The organism is Pullulanibacillus pueri (genome assembly GCF_014639255.1).
Taxonomy (GTDB): domain Bacteria; phylum Bacillota; class Bacilli; order Bacillales; family Sporolactobacillaceae; genus Pullulanibacillus; species Pullulanibacillus pueri.
In genome coordinates this window covers 12,077-30,075 of sequence record NZ_BMFV01000036.1, presented here as the reverse complement: position 1 = coordinate 30,075, position 17,999 = coordinate 12,077, and the positions used below count along the sequence as shown (strand labels likewise).

General features: G+C 42.4%; 13 protein-coding genes. 2 read left to right on the top strand and 11 right to left on the bottom strand.

The genetic code is table 11. From position 1 onward, the window contains the following. Positions 1–530: 530 nt before the first annotated feature. Entirely contained in the window at positions 531–2,648 is a 2,118-nt protein-coding gene (locus IEV91_RS17800; protein WP_188498786.1) for a (Fe-S)-binding protein, read from the bottom strand. A 322-nt stretch (positions 2,649–2,970) separates the two neighbouring features. On the opposite strand from IEV91_RS17800, the gene cls reads away from it, so the two are divergent. Next, positions 2,971–4,179 carry a cardiolipin synthase gene (gene cls / locus IEV91_RS17795; protein WP_188498785.1) on the top strand — a complete coding sequence of 403 codons (1,209 nt, stop codon included), beginning with the start codon at positions 2,971–2,973 and terminating at the stop codon, positions 4,177–4,179. Between the two features lie 70 nt (positions 4,180–4,249). Here the strand turns inward: cls and IEV91_RS17790 are convergent, their stop codons facing one another. The 10 genes from IEV91_RS17790 to speE form a co-directional block, all read right to left on the bottom strand. Next, positions 4,250–4,432, bottom strand: a complete 183-nt coding sequence (locus tag IEV91_RS17790) for a hypothetical protein (protein WP_188498784.1) — start codon at positions 4,430–4,432, stop codon at positions 4,250–4,252. Between the two features lie 304 nt (positions 4,433–4,736). Beyond that, on the bottom strand, positions 4,737–5,534 hold the full coding sequence (locus IEV91_RS17785) for an alpha/beta fold hydrolase (RefSeq protein ID WP_188498783.1): 798 nt from the start codon (positions 5,532–5,534) through the stop codon (positions 4,737–4,739). Positions 5,535–5,788: 254 nt separating this feature from the next. Beyond that, positions 5,789–7,459: an arginine--tRNA ligase gene (gene argS / locus IEV91_RS17780; protein ID WP_188498782.1), complete on the bottom strand. Its 1,671-nt coding sequence runs from the start codon at positions 7,457–7,459 to the stop codon at positions 5,789–5,791. Then, positions 7,456–7,893 (bottom strand): YwiB family protein, encoded by a 438-nt coding sequence (locus IEV91_RS17775; protein WP_188498781.1) that lies wholly within the window; start codon positions 7,891–7,893, stop codon positions 7,456–7,458. The genes argS and IEV91_RS17775 overlap by 4 nt, the downstream gene beginning before the upstream one ends. Before the next feature lie 365 nt (positions 7,894–8,258). Continuing rightward, positions 8,259–9,356 carry a PRK06851 family protein gene (locus tag IEV91_RS17770; protein WP_188498780.1) on the bottom strand — a complete coding sequence of 366 codons (1,098 nt, stop codon included), beginning with the start codon at positions 9,354–9,356 and terminating at the stop codon, positions 8,259–8,261. 78 nt (positions 9,357–9,434) lie between these two features. Further along, on the bottom strand, positions 9,435–10,079 hold the full coding sequence (locus IEV91_RS17765) for an ArsR/SmtB family transcription factor (protein WP_229745642.1): 645 nt from the start codon (positions 10,077–10,079) through the stop codon (positions 9,435–9,437). A 75-nt stretch (positions 10,080–10,154) separates the two neighbouring features. After that, positions 10,155–11,408 carry an MFS transporter gene (locus IEV91_RS17760; protein ID WP_188498779.1) on the bottom strand — a complete coding sequence of 418 codons (1,254 nt, stop codon included), beginning with the start codon at positions 11,406–11,408 and terminating at the stop codon, positions 10,155–10,157. Positions 11,409–11,759: 351 nt separating this feature from the next. Next, positions 11,760–12,833, bottom strand: a complete 1,074-nt coding sequence (locus IEV91_RS17755; RefSeq protein ID WP_188498778.1) for an FUSC family protein — start codon at positions 12,831–12,833, stop codon at positions 11,760–11,762. Between the two features lie 153 nt (positions 12,834–12,986). After that, positions 12,987–13,859, bottom strand: coding sequence for an agmatinase (speB, locus tag IEV91_RS17750; RefSeq protein WP_188498777.1), 873 nt, complete (start codon positions 13,857–13,859; stop codon positions 12,987–12,989). A 134-nt stretch (positions 13,860–13,993) separates the two neighbouring features. Then, positions 13,994–14,821: a polyamine aminopropyltransferase gene (gene speE, locus IEV91_RS17745; RefSeq protein ID WP_188498776.1), complete on the bottom strand. Its 828-nt coding sequence runs from the start codon at positions 14,819–14,821 to the stop codon at positions 13,994–13,996. Positions 14,822–15,254: 433 nt separating this feature from the next. Between speE and IEV91_RS17740 the strand changes: the two genes are divergently transcribed. Continuing rightward, positions 15,255–17,333 carry a transglycosylase domain-containing protein gene (locus IEV91_RS17740; protein ID WP_229745641.1) on the top strand — a complete coding sequence of 693 codons (2,079 nt, stop codon included), beginning with the start codon at positions 15,255–15,257 and terminating at the stop codon, positions 17,331–17,333. Positions 17,334–17,999 lie beyond the last annotated feature (666 nt).

Genomic DNA, 17,999 nt, shown 5'->3' with positions numbered 1-17,999 from the left:
ACCTCTTTTTAGTAAGCGTTTACATTATTATAACAGAAAACCTGAACTGATTGAACGCTCGCTCAGTTTTTAGCCCTTTTAGTGGCTTTTTCTTATTGTTGCTCAAGCAAAATACTTTCGTAAGCAATTGATCGAGTCTTTTTGGCTAAAATCACACCATTTGTCGCTTTTGATATAGATTGCGATGTTATTGACGCTACGGAAGTACGCTCCGCTATCCGCGGGCGGCTGGTGAGCCTCTTATCCTTAGTCGTGTGGGCATGAGGAAAGCGAGCGACCTGGAGCGGAAATCCTACATTATCCGCTCCAGCCACCCTATCCGTTACAACGCCATTTCCTTCGACTTCCTAAAACTCATGTCTCCGTGCAGCAGCCATCTTCTAGAAAAAGTCTAATCAAAATATCTATAAAGATATTTAAACAACAAATCATTGTTGGACCGCAATCAAAAGATTAATAGAATCGTTATTTTTAAACGGATATTATTTTCGGCTCTCACAGCCTTACTATGCGAGAGCCGCTTGGTTTCATTATCCGGCCTGTTCAGTTTCTACTGGAGGCACAAGTGACCGTTCAACAATTTCTACAATATCAAGCGTTTGGACGCGATCGTCGGCTTCCTTCGCTTTTGTCCCGTCTGACATCATCGTTAAGCAGTAAGGGCATGCACTGCTGATGATCGACGGATGAACCTCCAGGGCCTGCTCTGTTCGGGCCACATTGATTCGGCTGCCCGTCTTCTCCTCTGTCCACATCATGCCACCACCAGCACCACAGCACATTCCAGTTTCGCGATTACGCTCCATTTCTACAAGTTCGACACCTGGAATCGCTTGGAGAATTTCACGTGGCGGATCATAAATTTCATTATAACGTCCGAGATAGCAAGAATCGTGATAAGTAATCCGTTCCTCTACGCGATATTTAGGCTTAATACGCCCTTCTTTTATCCAACGGTCAATTAGCTCTGTATGATGATAAACCTCAACATCTTCAAGGCCAAATTCCGGATATTCATTTTTAAATGTATTATAGGCATGGGGATCAGCCGTAATAATCTTTTTCACCCCGTGCTTCTTGAAGGTTTCGATATTTTTTTGTGCAAGCTCTTGGAATAAGAATTCATTCCCAATCCTTCTAGGGGTATCTCCTGAATTCTTTTCTTTGTTACCTAAGATCGCAAAAGAAACTCCGGCCTCATTCATAATCTTCGCTAAGGACATGGCAATTTTTTGACTGCGGTTATCATAGGAGCCCATCGAGCCGACCCAGAAAAGGAATTCAAAACTCTCGCCGGCTTTTTCAACTTCCTTCACCGTTTTGACCTCAATATCGTCACGGCCCTCACGCCAATTTTCACGTTCCTTACGATTAAGACCCCAGGGATTACCTTGACGCTCAATACTGGTGATCGCCCTTTGCTGATCGGCATCCATTTTACCTTCTGTAAGGACCAGATAACGTCTGAGATCCATAATTTTATCAACATGCTCATTCATGACAGGGCATTGATCTTCGCAGTTACGGCAAGTCGTGCAGGCCCATATTTCTTCTTCTGTAATCACATTGCCGATAATCCCACCTGCAAAAGCATCACCTGTGGCTGCTGTTTCTTGTTGGTGATGAGCTGACGCGAAGGCCATTTGGTTCGCTTTAGTGTTAGAAAAGGCATAGGCCGGCATCCAAGGTGTTCTTGAAGTGACGGATGCGCCATATTCAGTCAGATGGTCACGGAGCTTTACAATCAAATCCATCGGTGAAAGCATTTTTCCTGTTCCTGTTGCTGGACACATATTTGTACAGCGCCCACATTCAACACAAGCGTAGAGATCTAACAGCTGACTTTGCTGAAAATCCTCAATTTTATTAACGCCAAAAGTTTCTTGACTTTCATCTTCGAAGTCAATCGCTTTGAGACGCCCGACCTTATGGGTCCGACCGAGAAAAACATTCGCAGGGCCAAATAAGAGATGGGCATGCTTTGATTGCGGAACATAGATCGCAAAGCTTAAAAGAATAAGCAAATGAGCCCACCAAAAAACATAAAATAACACTTTCGCAGCGACAATGGGGAGTCCCTGAAAAATATAGGCAACGGCTGTCGCCAAAGGTGCTGTCCAAGTATAATCGTCTTGAAGCCAGATCACTTCAAAGCCATTGGCTAAAAGAACAGAAGCCATTAAACCACCAATAAACAAAAGAACGAGCCCCGCTTTAAAGCCTCTTTTGAGTCGCACTAACTTCTCGATATACCGTCTGTAAAAGGCCCAAACAACAGCCACAATAATCATTAAGGTAACCAACTCTTGAAGGAACTTAAAAGCAGGATAGACAGGACCAAAAGGCAAATGTGAACCTGGTGCCAACCCTTTCCAAATTAAATCTATTGCACCAAACTGGACGAGAATAAAACCATAGAACATCATCACGTGAATGGTTCCACTTTTTTTATCCTTTAGTAACTTTTTCTGTCCAAAGACATTAATCAGTACAGCTTGGAGTCTTTCCTTGAGGGTCTGATCCCATTCCGCCTTTTTCCCCAGGCGAATAAATGTAATTCTTGTCTTAATAACATGAGCCATGAGATAAATGCCATAGCCCACCACGATGAGAAACACGAGCCAATTGATCAATAATAAACTATCCATAAACGCCTCTGCCTCCTAACATGTAAGCTTAAATGAATGCTGTGGCACGGGACAAAACCGATGTAAGCATTTACATTTCTGAAAGAATAAAAATTTCTGACCCTATTATAACACATTTTAAATAATGAATGAGCATTCAGTCATTATTTTTTTTTAGAAAAACGGGGCAAAGTGATGCCCGATCCTTATTAAAGCATTTATTAAATTCAAAACTCTTCCCCTGTGTAAACTGTGGATAAACCTTGTGGGTTCTGTGGATAAGTCACTTATTTGTATTTAGCCTTAGTTTGGGGCATGATAGTTGGTAAAGGAGGAGATCCGTTTGCCTATACTACTGACAATTGGGACTATCCTTGTTGTTATCATTTTTATTCTATTCGCTGCCATTTTAGACGTTGTAATTGCTTTTAAAAAAGGTATTGGCAAGACTCAAGCTCCTTCACCTTCTGCACGTTGGAGTAATGTCGCGATGTTTAATGATGGTCACCGCTTTATGGATGCTCTAAAAAGGGACATGGAGGGTGCTCAGCATCATATTCATCTTGCTTTTTTTATTTTTAGATACGATCAAATTGGCAAGGAAATGATTGAAGCTCTTATCAAGCATGCTAATAGAGGCGTAGAGGTGCGACTATTATTAGATGCCATAGGAAGCAAGGGATTTCCTAAAAAGGCCCGGAAAAAATTAGAAGCTGCTCAAATTCAATTTGCATATACGGCCAAGCTCTACTTTCCTTTTACTATCTACGCCTTAAATCGGCGCAATCACCACAAAACAGTGGTGATTGATGGAAAGACTGGCTATTTTGGTGGTTTTAACATTGGAGACGAGTACCTGGGCAAGAAGACCGATATGGGTGACTGGCGTGATTATCACCTCAAAATTGAAGGTGGGGGCGTCAAAGATCTTCAAGATCAATTTTTATCTCACTGGAACAAAGCAAACAAAACTCAGATAACAGGAGATGTATATTACCCCAAATTAGAACGTGGCCACTATGAGATGAAGATCATTCCGACTGCCGGCGTTGGCCTTGAATCTCTTTTTATTGACCACCTTTCCCGTGCTCAAAAGCATGTGTTTATTGGGACAGCTTACTATATTCCCACTAAGGGATTGCAAAAAGCGCTTTTAGAGCTCTTGAAACGAAACGTTGATGTGACTATACTTCTGCCCTTAAGGAAGGATCATCCCTTTGTGCGTCCTGTATCCTACCACTACCTCGGTCCATTATTAAAACATGGGGCTAAAGTCTATCACTTTTATCAAGGCTTTTACCATGCAAAAGTGTTTATTGTGGATGATGTCAGCTGCTATATGGGAACAGCCAATTTTGATCAACGGAGTTTTCTCTGGAACGATGAAATGAGTGGCTTTATTTATGACAAAAAACTTATTTCTGAAATTGAGAAAATGACTAAGGAGGATATTCGGCGCTCCATGACATTCACTTATGATGATCTCAAGAAGCGCCCTCTTATTGAAAAAGTCAAAACACAGCTCTCACTTCCGCTTGCACCTCTTTTGTAAAGCATGAGAGCAACTAAGAAAAACCTAACGAAAAGCATGCCCGCTCCTCGTTTAGACATTGAAAAGTCTTTTACCAATAGGCAGCGTCAGCAAACTCAGTTGATTGGATCGGAAGACGCGAGACTCCTTCGGGAATAGCACGCGTCCGAAGATCCATTTTGGAACACCATTCATCCATTCCAAAATGAGCTGAGGCCACTAAGGACGATCGGCTAAAAACGTCACGTCCGTGTGACAACGTCGAAGCTAGCACCTCAACCACCCCAAAAAGTAAAAATCACTTTTCGGGGACCCCGATTACCACCCCAAAAAGTAAAAATCACTTTTCGAGGACCCCGATGGTGCGTCGAACGCCGACCCTACCCACATCAAAAAATCGTAAAAACACGATTTTTTGCGAGGATTATTCTCTTAGCAGCTTTCCATAGTCGTGTGGGCATGAGGAAAGCGAGCGCTCTGGAGTGGAGATCCACACTGTTCTGCTGGCCAAAAATTTTATACTTTCTTTCCTTTTAAGATGGCCCTACAGGGTCTTTTTTATTTGTATATTATCCACACTATCCACAAGCGATGTCTCGCAAAAATTGACGGACAATATGATTGAAAAGCAAATGTGACCGCGTAGGGAGCTCATGAAAGGCTTTTTCGATGACCACTATTTTCGCTGTCGGCAGATTGCTTTGAAAAAGAGAATAATGTGCGCGGATATGCCGGCTAAGTGATCCATAAAGAATAAGGATAGGAATATCAGTGAGGGAATCTAAGGCTGGTGTACAATCATACTGCAAATACGCCTCATATAGAGCTTGAACTTCAAGAACACGACTCTTTTGACCGTATTGATATAGCTCTTTAAAATCAGCTAGAGTCAATTTATGTGAAAGGGCGAGACCCTTTGCTAAAAAATCCCTTTTGTTTCTCCTCATTAATTGAATACCAACATAAAATTGTTGTTTGAGTAGCCATGTATCCACTTTCGGGAAACCACCAGACAGAATTAAACTGTGAACCCTCTCTGGAAAGTTAATCGCAAAATGAAGAGCAAGCATACCTGCTGCGGAGTAACCGACAAGAGTCACCTGCTTCAAGTCAAGATGATTGATCAGTTCCAAGAGATCGTTTGTGTGACGTTCCAATATCGCTTCAGTTTGGAGATGTGGCGTGTCGTTATACCCACTTCTACCATGACCGCGCAAGTCATAAAAAAAGCATCGAAATTCTCCGCTCAACTCATATTGATATTTAAACACAACATGTCCCATCAAAGGGGGATGAATAAAAATAAGAGGTTTGTTGCCCCCACCTTTCTCTTCGTAATACAATGTAATGCCATCTCTCATTGCGACCTCTGGCAAGTCTATCCCCCCTTTTTGTTCCCAATAAATAGCGACTTTGTGTAACTGTCTATCTCATGTCACTATTCTCCCGCTGGCCATGTAATCTTATACACTAAGGCCATTTGGGGATAATGTGGATAATCAGTGGATAACTTGAAAAATTCTGTTATTTAAGCCCATTAAAAAACGCCCACTCTGAGCTTAAGCGCTTTGTGGACGTTTGAATTGTGTATAACTTGTGGATGATCGTTGGAAGAGTTTAGACTCAGAACCTACATTTGTTCTGGAGCCTGAACACCGATAAGTTCCATTGCATTCTTCAACGTAATCTTTACAGCCTTCATTAAAGCGACACGTTCAGCTGTTTTTTCTTGATCTTCAGCATCGATAACCTTTTCTGCATTATAAAAACTGTGAAGAGCCGCAGCCAATTCAAACACATAATTAGTTAAGCGTTGGGGTGCAAGGCGTTCTGCAGCCTCCACAACCGCCTCTGGGAATTCGCCAAGTTTCTTCAATAATTCAATCTCTTTTTCCGAATCGATGTGTTTAAACGTATAGCCATTAAAGTCTTCACGATCATAACCTTCAGCCTTTTTCAACATACTGCAAATACGGGCGTGAGCATATTGAACATAGAAAACAGGGTTCTCATTGGACTTTGAAAGGGCGAGATCAATATCGAAATCTAAATGACTATCTGAACTACGCATTGCAAAGAAATAGCGCATGGCATCAGTTCCGACCTCTTCCATCAACTCGCGAAGGGTGACAGCCTTCCCTGTCCGCTTGCTCATCTTCACTTTTTCGCCATTTTTAAATAAGCTAACGAGTTGAATGATCACCACATCTAAGCGTTCGGCGTCATAACCGAGTGCTGCTAAGGCCGCTTTCATACGCGGAATATAGCCGTGATGGTCGGCACCCCATACATTAATGAGTCGGTCAAATCCTCTTTCTAGCTTGTTACGGTGATAGGCAATATCAGGGGTGAGATAAGTATACGTTCCGTCTGATTTGATCAACACGCGATCCTTATCATCCCCAAAGTCAGTTGACCGCAACCATAATGCGCCATCTTCCTCATACGTATGACCGCCTGCTTTTAATTTTTCCAAGGTATCTGTAATTTCACCTGATGTATACAGCGTTGACTCCGAAAACCATTCGTCAAAGGCGACACGAAAATCGGCAAGGTCTGCACGGATACCAGCAATTAAATGGTCAACACCGAAACGACGGAGAAACCCAATCCGTTCAACGTCATCCATTTTCGCTATCCCGTCTCCATGCTCTTTAGCTAATTCCTGACCAAAGGCAACGATATCTTTCCCTTGATAGCCATCTTCAGGAACTTCTCGCTCTTCTCCAAGAGCTTGAAAATATCTGGCTTCAATCGAACGGGCTAAATTTTCAATTTGATTCCCGGCGTCATTAATATAATACTCACCGCTTGCGGCGTAACCTGCTTTGTTTAAAACTCTGACTAATACATCACCCACTGCTGCACCACGAGCATGTCCTAAATGAAGGCTACCGGTAGGATTTGCTGAGACAAATTCGATTTGAATCTTTTTCCCCTGACCTTTGTCCGAAGCCCCATAGCCATCCTTTGACTGTAAAATTTCTGGAATGAGTGTGGTGAGATAGCTTGTATCAAGAAAGAAGTTAATAAAGCCAGGACCTGCGACCTCAATCGATTGGATATGCGCCTTTTCCCGATCAATGTGACTGGCGATGTCTTCTGCGATTTGTCTAGGTGCTTTTTTTGCAATTCGTGCTAATTGCATGGCCATATTTGTTGCATAATCCCCATGAGATTTTTCTTTCGGTACTTCCAAAATAACGTCTGGAATTTCTAGTTCTCCCGCTAATCCCGCGGAGAGCACCGCTTGTCTGATTTCATGTTTCAGCTGTTGTTTTACTTTTTCTACGATTGTCATTGTTTTGCCTCCCTCAGCTTAAAGGTCAGTGTGAATTGACCAATGGCTTGTCCCTGCATCGACAGCTGATAGCCGAGTACAAAATAACCACTCTTTTTGCTTCCCTGCCAGTTTACGAGACATTTATTCATGTGTGTCACAGTCTGCATATTTCCTACGGGGCTTTTATATGTCCCCTCTAGAGATTCACCTAATTTTAAAGGCTGCCTGAGGGCTACTGGCCCCCTTCTTAAAATCAAAGCTTCATCGCCTTTAATTTTTATCGTATGGTGGGCGCTACCTACGCCCTCCACTTCCTCTTGGTATCTTAAATAATAAACATCATCTTTAATATTTAATAGGCCTTTAGTATGTAAAAGGGTCCTCTCTAACGGCATATCGGCTGCTTTCATTTCACTTTTTAGCCGGATATCGACCGTGATCTGAGATTCCATGAGCCTCACCCCAATCCCTATTGGCTCTTAAGTCAACTATTTTTGAACCTCTTATAACTTATATAAAAAACTGCAAAAAAACAAGTCTAGTCACAGTATGGACCAATTCTTTGAATAGAAAACGATACCGACGACACTTTCTGTCAGCACAAAACCGCGGCACTATAAAGTGACGCGGTTTTGCCGCCCATTTTCTGTAGAAAGCAGGTATAACATTTTGGCTATCCATAAGGTGTTGATTCCTACTTCAAAACGCACGCCCCATCAACCCGCTTGCTGATGGTGTATCTATAGTACTAATATTTTTGCTGTACTTTAACAAGGAACAGGCGTGCTGCCCGCCGATTTCGCATGGCTAGTTTAAATCATACCGTTTTTGACGATGAAAAGTTAAGAATCTCTTCTATTAATGCCTCTTGTTTTTGTTTCACAGCTGTAAAGTCCATCGCCTCAACATAAAAAGCCTCTAATTTGTCGTGTAAGGCTTTCGCTTGCTTCAAATGACGAATCCCTTCCTGCATCTGTGTTTTATAGCCCGATTCTACCCGTTCTATTTCCACTTTCTTATCACTTTCCACACGTGTATCCATGCAACGCTCAAAGAGATCGACCACTTCATCGCCTTGACGCGTCGGTTCCATTTCGTGAGGTGCTGTTCCATCAAAAATGGCCACTTGAAGCTCTGGAACTATAATCATATCGACACTGTTGGGATCAAAGGAACAGTAGTAAATGTCCACATCATACCCTGCATCCTGTGCCGCCCGCGCCAGCTTTTTTAAAAGTGTCGATTTTCCACTTCCGGCTCTGCCCTTTAGAATCACGCGTTTCGTACAGTTTTGCGTTAAGTTATCATAATAGTGAACAGGGCCACTTGGCGTATTGGCGCCAAAAAAGTAAACAGCACGCTTGCCCGGTTTACCCCCTTCATTCTCTGTAGAAAAAAATCGTTCACGTAGCTCTTCCGTCACCTGATTTGCCTTTTCAAAGTCAAGAGCTTCAATATAAATGTCTTCAAGTTCATCGTGAATTCTTTTAGACTCTGCAAATGATTGGTAAGCATTAGAGAAAGCTGTAGAGATGTCATTCGTGAGTTGGATGATCTCTTCTTTATGCAACAAGAGCTTCGCGTCGTCTCGAAAGTTCCCTAAATCCACAATCTTATCAATGACGCCAGGATATTTTGGATCGACAATGTGAGGCGCCGTTCCATCGACAATGCCGACACTAAGCTTAGGAACAATCACACCATCGAGTGAATCCACATCTGAAGAACAGTGAATATAATCCACCTCTAACCCTTTGTCTTCAAACAATGCCCCAGCATTTTTGATCAAGGTTGATTTCCCTGTGCCAGGGCCTCCTTTTAAAATATAAAGGTGGTTAAGACCTTTCAACACGTCATCAAATAATGAATAAAAACCAAGACTTGAATTACTTCCGGCATAAAAATGTCTTACCATGGTTTTCACACTCCCAGCAACGATTTAGGTATTTGCCTACGTTATCGTATGCTGAAAAAACAAAAACGTTTTTCTTATCTATTCTTCACTATCGATTAAACCGAGCTTTATCGCGTCTTCAATCCGATAACTAATGATAATATGCTGATAGGTGCCCTCTTCTTCGTCCTCATCGTGGGTCACTTCGGGGAAAAAACCCTCAGGTGGGTTTGAATTTTCTCCTGACGCATCACCAATCGTTTTTAAGACTAATGCATTTGCCCTACGCCATTGTTGCCCTGTCATTCTCCCGCTCGAGTAGTTGAAGGAAATGTGATAGGGAAAGTTTTTAATTTCCTCAACGCCTTCTCCTAATTGTTCATTGACCTTCTCCAGAGCCTTTTCATAAAGTTTTATCCCTGGCATTAATGCCCTTTGTAAACTTTCCAGAGCAAAGGGGATATTTTCAGCCTGCAAGCGGATATCACCCTTTACGAAAAGATTTTGTTCTGATCGATAGAATTTTTCAACGAGATTACCTGTCTGCCTCGTTTCAGTAATCTTTAATAACTCAAGTTCAACGAGCTTGTTCACATGATAATAAAGCCGGGATGGCTTTTCATCTAATGCTTCTGCTATTTGTTTAACCGTAATCGGTTCTTTCGCCAGATTTAATATCTGGATTCTTCTCGGATCTGATAGAACTTTCATCAGTTCTAAGGAGCCCATTCGCCATTCAGTCAAAAGTGTTCACCCACCCTAAACATATACTTCTTTAACCATAGCACGAGTTCGGTTACGTGACTAGTCTCAAGACCATCAATCAATTCGCCAAAGTGAGCGGACAAAAACTAAAACAAGGACAACAAAAATCAAAGTAAGAATACTACTTGCAACAAGCAAAAAGGAGATGGAAAGACCCACTGAAAGTAAGCAGGAAACAAGCGCAAAGGAAAGGGGCATCAGACCCATACTTGACATGCTCATCAAGCTTTGTACCCGCCCCATTTGCTCTTTTTTAATATAGGACTGCGAAAGAGCGGGTCCAATAACATTCCCTATAGCAATAAAGAGACCGATAAAGACAATACAGAGCACCCCAGCCCACAAAGAAACAACCTCACTTAGGCCAAAGATAAATATAGCGTCAATCCCGATAAGCGATAGATTTAGGATCGCTCGTTTTTTCTTAAAGTTGAAGACCCCTGCGATCACTGCACCCAAAAACATTCCGAAAGTAATGCCACCTTCCATCAGACTAAGGTGATACGAATTGCCATGCATGACATTTTTCACGAGTAAAGGTAATCCAACACTTAAAGGACTAGATAATAGAAAATTTATAACAATACTCGTTCCCATTGAGGTTATTAAATAGGGCTCTGTTTTAATATAAGCAAGGGTTTCCTTAAAATCTTTAAAAATTGAAAGGGGGGCTTGTTTACCGTTAGCTCTAGGTTTAGCTGTTTCTCTAATTGCTAAATTCAAAAGGCTCCCCACAAGTAAAAGAAGAGCTGTAATGGCAAAAACGCCCTTGAAACCAACCCAGTGAATTAGAACCGCCCCAAAAGCAGGCCCTGCCATCATCAGCATTTGATTGGTTCCCTGTATTACCGAATTCGCCCGTGTCAGTTGATCCTCATGGACAAGAAAAGGAAGAAAGGAGCGATTCGCTGGCCAATAAAAAGCATCTAAACTCCCGAAGGCAAAAGCAAAAAATAAGAGTACCCATATGTTCAAGATGCCTAGAAACACTAAAAGTGCCATGAGCCCCACCAAAATCCCTCTAATAAAATCAGAGAGAAAAAGCAATTTTTTTCGCTCTATACGATCAGATAGTGTCCCCCCAACAAACATGAAGATGACCCGTGGAATTAAAGTGACCATCATTACAATGCCAAGCATAGATCCTAAGTTCAAGCCTGTGACTACATACCATTCTTCAGACAATAAATATACAGATAAAGAGAAGCTAGACACCGCTCCCGCTAACCATAGACTAATGAATTTGTAATTCCTAAATAGACCTTCATGTGATGGCGCATTGGCCACTTCTTCTACTTGTTCAACCATCGTGAGTCCCACCCTGATTAAATTTATTTTATCGTTAAAATTAATTTTATCGGTAAAACAAATTATGTAAAGGCTTTTTCTTGTAAATAATTTTCGACAAACGTGTGCTTTTCTTTACAATTTATAGATAAAAGATAAAAGTCGCTGGTTATGACTAATCGATTATAGTTGATCAAATGATTAGGGAGGGATGATTCGATGCGGGACTTTTTTGTGGACCGGAGGCTTCTTTTTGTGCGCGTTTTGGAAGTGTGGGGCTCCTTTTCGATGCTCTCCCGTGCCGGGAAGCCTAAGTCTATTGATAAGCTATAATAGAAAAACCACCTCAAATAAGGTGGTTGGTCACAGGTTCTATGAGTGTTGCTTGAATCTTTTTTTAGCTGATTCCGAGCACACATCGTTTAATTCGATAATCTCATAAATCGACAATAATTCGTACAAGATCATTTGTTGTGGTATTAAGTAATGATGGCCATTCTCCCCTTTTGCCTGCTCACTGACAATAGAATTGTAAAGGGCATCGATTTTTTGGAGACCCTCTTCGAATGCTTTCTGAGTTTCTCTATTTGTTGTCCCCTCTACCAATTTCTGTGCCAGAATTTTAATAAAGTAGCGAATGTGTGCTTGCTCCTCTTCATTATAAACAGACAAATTCACAGGCGAATAAATCAAGTTACCGATGTGATACATCACTTTCTGCAATTGTTCAAAGCGGCGCTGATCATAAGTGATTTCCCTAATTTCATGAGTATGATGGAAATGGTACCGCCATTCGGACCGCTGAAAGCGAATCAGTTTAAAGCTTGTTTCTAAAGTTTTATTGCACTCTTGGTACATATGACGCAAACGGGCATTATGTGCCTTTCCTTGTGGTGGTTCAAGCATAACTTGAATTAGCCTGGCTGTTTTCCGCGTTAAGTCTTCAGCTTTTCGACTTACAATTTTCTTGTAATTAGGTGGCATAACAAAGTAATTAATCAGTGTTGCCACTGTAATACCCGTCAAGGTTGTTCCGAGTCGAATAATAAAGGAATCCAAATAATGACCATAGGTTTCAGGAATCATGGCCACCGCTGTAAGAATAGCGACTACCATGCCATCGTATAATTTAAGTTTATAACATAAGATTAAGGTCAAGGATGCCGCCAACCCATAAGTCAGTGCGCCTCGTCCAAAGAGATCCTCCGACAGCATCGCAAACGCTGCACCAATGGCGGATGCCGGAAAACGAATCAGTCCTTTTTTCACTGAGTCAACGGAAGTATTTTCAATAGAAACTACCGCGGTCATCACTGCAAATAATGGTGGCCAATTGAGAGCCTGACAAATAAAAGCTGTCACAAATGCCGCTAAACAGCTTTTGATAATCCGGCTTCCAATAAAACTTCTTTTGAGTACCCACTGCATGCCTCTCACCTGGTTCATTGTTTCAATGCTCTATATTAATATTATAGAATGCTTTTAAACGTTATGCCAGTCACTTCCAAGTGGCTTCAATGGAAAAAGACTTACGAACGATGATTATCCACATTATCAACAAGGGTTATCCACAGGAAGAATGATCTCCATTTTCTCGGTCTAGCGCACCCACCCTAGAAGCATTTCCCGAATAAACTTACTGGCCGCAATCGCCGTTTGATCGCTAGGGTCATAAGCAGGTAACACTTCGACAAGATCAGCTCCAATAATATTAAGATCGGATTTAGAGATCGCTGTGATCGCTTCGAGAAGCTCCTTCGAAGTAATACCGCCCGCCTCCTGAGTACCTGTACCGGGCGCAAAGGCAGGATCAAGCACATCGATATCAATAGTGACATACACATTTCGACCACTTAATTTTGGCAAATGCCTTTTCAAAGGTTCCGCGACTTCAAAGCATTCCATCGTCATGCCAGAGGTGCGTCCAAATTCAAATTCCTCACGCATCCCTGATCGAATCCCAAAAGAATAGACATTTTCTGGTCCAAGAAGTTGACAAGCTTTCTTAATGGGGGTCGCGTGCGACAAAACTTCTCCCTCATAATCCTCACGTAAATCGGCATGGGCATCAATGTGAATAAGCGCCATATCCGGATATTTCTTATGCATGGCTTTTAGCACCGGCCAAGTGACGAGATGCTCGCCGCCAAGACCAATCGGCATTTTACCATCAGCTAATAATTGATCAATATAGCCTTCAATCAAATCGAGACTTTTACCAGGATTGCCGAAGGGTAACAAAATATCCCCTGCATCATAATAATTGACCTCTTCTAAATGGCGATCAATATATGGTGAATATTCTTCTAGGCCAATAGAAACCTCACGTATTCTCGCGGGACCAAAACGTGAGCCGGGACGAAAACTGACGGTATAGTCCATAGGCATCCCATAGATTACGGCCTCCGCACTTTCATAATCAGGTCTACTCATAATAAACACTTTTCCTGAATAAGCTTCATCAAATATCATCTTTACCCCTCCACACTCTCTTCTTTTATCTTGCATCTTTAGTCGCTACAGGATAGAGCTCTACCCTACGTCCGTTTTCCACATCTTTTGAACCTGTATTTGGCGGGACAGGGTTCCTGTCCCTATGTCCCGGCTTATTTTGTCAGGTCCTCTACAAATTTGGGGAGGACGAAGGCGGCTTTATGTAAAGCTTTCGTGTAATACTTTGTTTCAATGTCATGGAAGCGCGCTTCGTTAACTTCTAATGGATCGTGCTTCTTGGAGCCCATGGTAAAAGTCCACAACCCACTTGGATATGTCGGTACATTTGCTGTGTATAAACGTGTTATTGGAAAAATTTCCTTGACGTCACTATAAACCTGACGAATTAAATCGGCTTTAAACCAAGGATTATCGGTTTGGGCAATGAATAGACCGTCTTCCTTGAGTGCCCTTGATAGGCCTTCATAAAAGCCTTTTTCAAAAAGCTTAACAGCGGGTCCGACGGGCTCTGTTGAATCGACCATGATCACGTCGTAGGCCTCGCGACTCTCAGCAATATGCATAAAGCCATCACCGACGATGACCTCTACCTTGGGGTCGTCAAAAGCGGAGGCTATCGTGGGAAGAAATTTTTTGGAGTGTTCAATCACACTGCCGTCAATTTCAACGAGTGTGACCTTCTCCACCTCGGGATGCTTGACCACTTCCCGAATCACGCCACCATCTCCACCACCAACCACGAGCACATGTTTGGGATGTGGATGTGTGAATAACGGAACATGTGCCACCATTTCATGATAAACAAATTCATCTCTTTCGGTTGTCATCACCATGCCATCAAGGGTAAGCATATTCCCGAATTCCTCGGTTTCAAGCATGTCCAATTTTTGATAAGGGGTCTCTTCCGTTGCCAACGAGCGTTTAATCTTAGCGGTAATCCCATAATTCTCCGTTTGTTTCTCGGTATACCAAAGCTCCATTTTCTTTCACTCCTAATCCTCAATCTCTTTAGGCGATTAGTGAAGAAGGCATGGGATCCATAAAAAGCACATTACCCTGGGGCAGCCTTCACGACAACTCTCTGACGTCTACTTCCTTATCCGCCCCCGCTTGCCCTCCTTTTAAGCGCACCTATGCATAATGTGCGACATTTCGACAATTGACATACAGAAAAAGTATAGACGATGCCACACAAAATTCAAGCCCGTGGCGATTTGAAATCAATATTTTTTTAGCGTAAAATACTTTCGGTATTCACCCGGGACGTTTAGAAGCGTTTTTGTTAAACCATAATGTAGACATAACGTCGAAAAGACAAAGATATTGTCAGACTTCCCAACAGAAAATAGCGAAAAAATGATTTGAAGATGAAATGAGACCTAAACGACTAAAGCTTACAAGGGAGGGATGAGGATGGAACTCGTCACTGACCAAAACATCCGCAAAGTAAAGTCATTTTTAAAATGGTTCATACGAGTCGCACTTGCAGGTATTGTGCTTGTGTTGTTTGTGATTGCCAGCCTCTGGATCTATGCCAAAATCCTCGGGCCTCCACCGATAAAGGTTTCACAAAACACGGAGTTTTTGACCAACGATGGGAAGGTCTTTGCAGAAGCCGAGCATGGTTATCAGAATCGTTACTGGGTTAAAAAAGAAGACATGGCACAATCCATCATGAATGCTACCGTCGCAGTTGAAGACAAACGGTTTTATAAACATCATGGCTTCGATATAAAAAGGGTCTTTGGCTCATTAGCAGCGGATATTGCTAGTTTTTCTAAAAAACAAGGGGCCAGTACCCTTTCCATGCAATACGCCCGCAATCTTTATTTAAGCAATGATAAGACCTGGAAACGTAAATTTCTCGAAGTCTTTTATACCATGAGACTCGAATCAAATTACTCAAAGAATGAGATTCTTGAAGGGTATCTCAATACAGTCTATTACGGACATGGCGCTTATGGCGTTGAAGCTGCCTCGAAATATTATTATGGGAAATCAGCCAAGGACCTTTCGCTTGCTGAAGCTAGTATGCTTGCAGGGGTTCCTAAAGGCCCGAGCTACTATGCTCCGGATGACCACTATGAAAATGCCAAAAAGCGTCAGGGTATTGTCCTTCAAGCCATGGTAAGCAATGGGTATATCACACAGGCTCAAGCAGATCAGGCGTATAAACAACCTTTGAATATTATTAAGAAGCATGAAGCCGCTCCAAGTATCGCACCTTACTTTGAGGATGCTGTTCAACAAGAGCTAAGAGATAAACTCGGGCTATCAGAGGAAGAGATTGCAACAGGTGGCTTAAAGGTTTATACCACCTTAGATTCTAGCTTGCAAAAAAAGGCGAATAAATGGGTAAAGGACACGATTAGTCCTGCTTCTAAAATCGAAGCTGCTCTAGTCACAATGGACCCTAAAACGGGGGCTGTTAAGGCGCTCGTCGGTGGCCGTGATTATACGAAGGATCAATTTAATCTCGCGGTCTCAGCTAAACGCCAACCTGGATCAAGCTTTAAACCGTTTCTTTATTACGCTGCCTTAAAAAATGGATTTACGCCTTCGTCCACGCTCACAAGTGAACCGACAACCTTTACTTTTGATAATGGCAAAGAGAGTTATAGCCCTGAAAATTATGGCGGGTATTATGCTAATGGGCCCATTACACTTATGCAGGCGCTAGCCCTTTCCGATAATATTTACGCAGTGAAAACACATATGGCCATTGGTATGGATAAATTAGTCAATACCGCAAAGACGATGGGCATTACGAGTCCGTTAGAAGCCATCCCTTCCCTTCCTCTTGGAACAAAAGAAGTGAGCATCCTCGAAATGACGCGTGCTTACAGTACAATTGCCAACATGGGAGCAAGGGTCTCGCCAAGCTTTATTACTAAAGTTGTCAATCGTCAGGGCGATGTGATTTATGACTGGAAGCCTTCCAGTAAACAGGTGCTCGATAAGGCAACAAGTTTTGTGCTTGCTCAAATGATGACAGGCATTTTTGATACGAAGTTAAATGACTACTCTACGGTAACTGGTGCGAGTGTCAAGGACATCTTAACCCATACGGTCGCTGCCAAAACAGGATCAACCAATACCGATAGCTGGATGGTTGGTTTTACACCTCAATTAACAACAGGCGTGTGGGTCGGTTATAAAGACAGACAAACGCTTAATACCTACCCAGATTCCGGCTATTCCAAGACCCTTTGGGCCAATTACATGGAGGACGCTTTAAAAGGACAACCTGAAAACAGCTTCAAAGCTCCCAAGGGCGTCGTCAAAGTTTGGGTAGATCCTGATACAGGGAAACTGGCCACTGATGCTTGCCCCAACGCCCGATTAACGTATTATGTCAAAGGGACAGAGCCGACCGAATACTGTGATGAACACCACGGTTCACCATATGGTAGCCCAGACAAAAATGGCAAAGATAAGAAGGGCAAAGGGAAAGGATTCATTAACCGGATACTAGATCTCTTTCCATGGTAAAGATTTTCAAATTAAGAAAAACCGGGCGAAAAGCATGCCCGGTCCTCATTCAGTTGGGCATTAAAAAGCTTTTTACCAAAAGGCTTCGTCAGTATCAAGTGGATTGGAGTGGAAGACACGAGACTCCTTCGGGAACAACACGTGTCCGAAGATCCACTTGGGAAACAAAGTATTCAATTCCCAAGTTAGCTGAGGCCACTAAGGACGATCGGCTAAAAACGTCACGTCATTAAGGGACTTCGACTAAAACCGTCACATCCGTGTGACAACGTCGAAGCTAGCACATCCTGTGCGTCGAACGCCGACCCTACCCACATCGTGTGGGCATGAGGAAAGCGAGCGTTCTGGAGCGGAAATCCACACCATCCAGATGACCAAATTTTATACATTCTTATACTTTAAAAAAAGCCAATTAAGATGTTAGGTTCTAGCTAATGATAGTAACATGGAACGGGAGCAATCCCGTTCCTTTTTAATGCCCCTCTTTTTTTTGGAGCCACGCCTTTGAAGACTAACTTAAGATCCCCCCCTTTTTAAAAGAGCTTCAGTATGCGCCTATAACAGGCACCCACACTTTCACACCGCCACTGCCTCTATCGAAATTCCCCTTTAACACGAGTATACTAAGGGAAGAAAATCACAAGTGTTTAAAGGACTGTCTTCTTC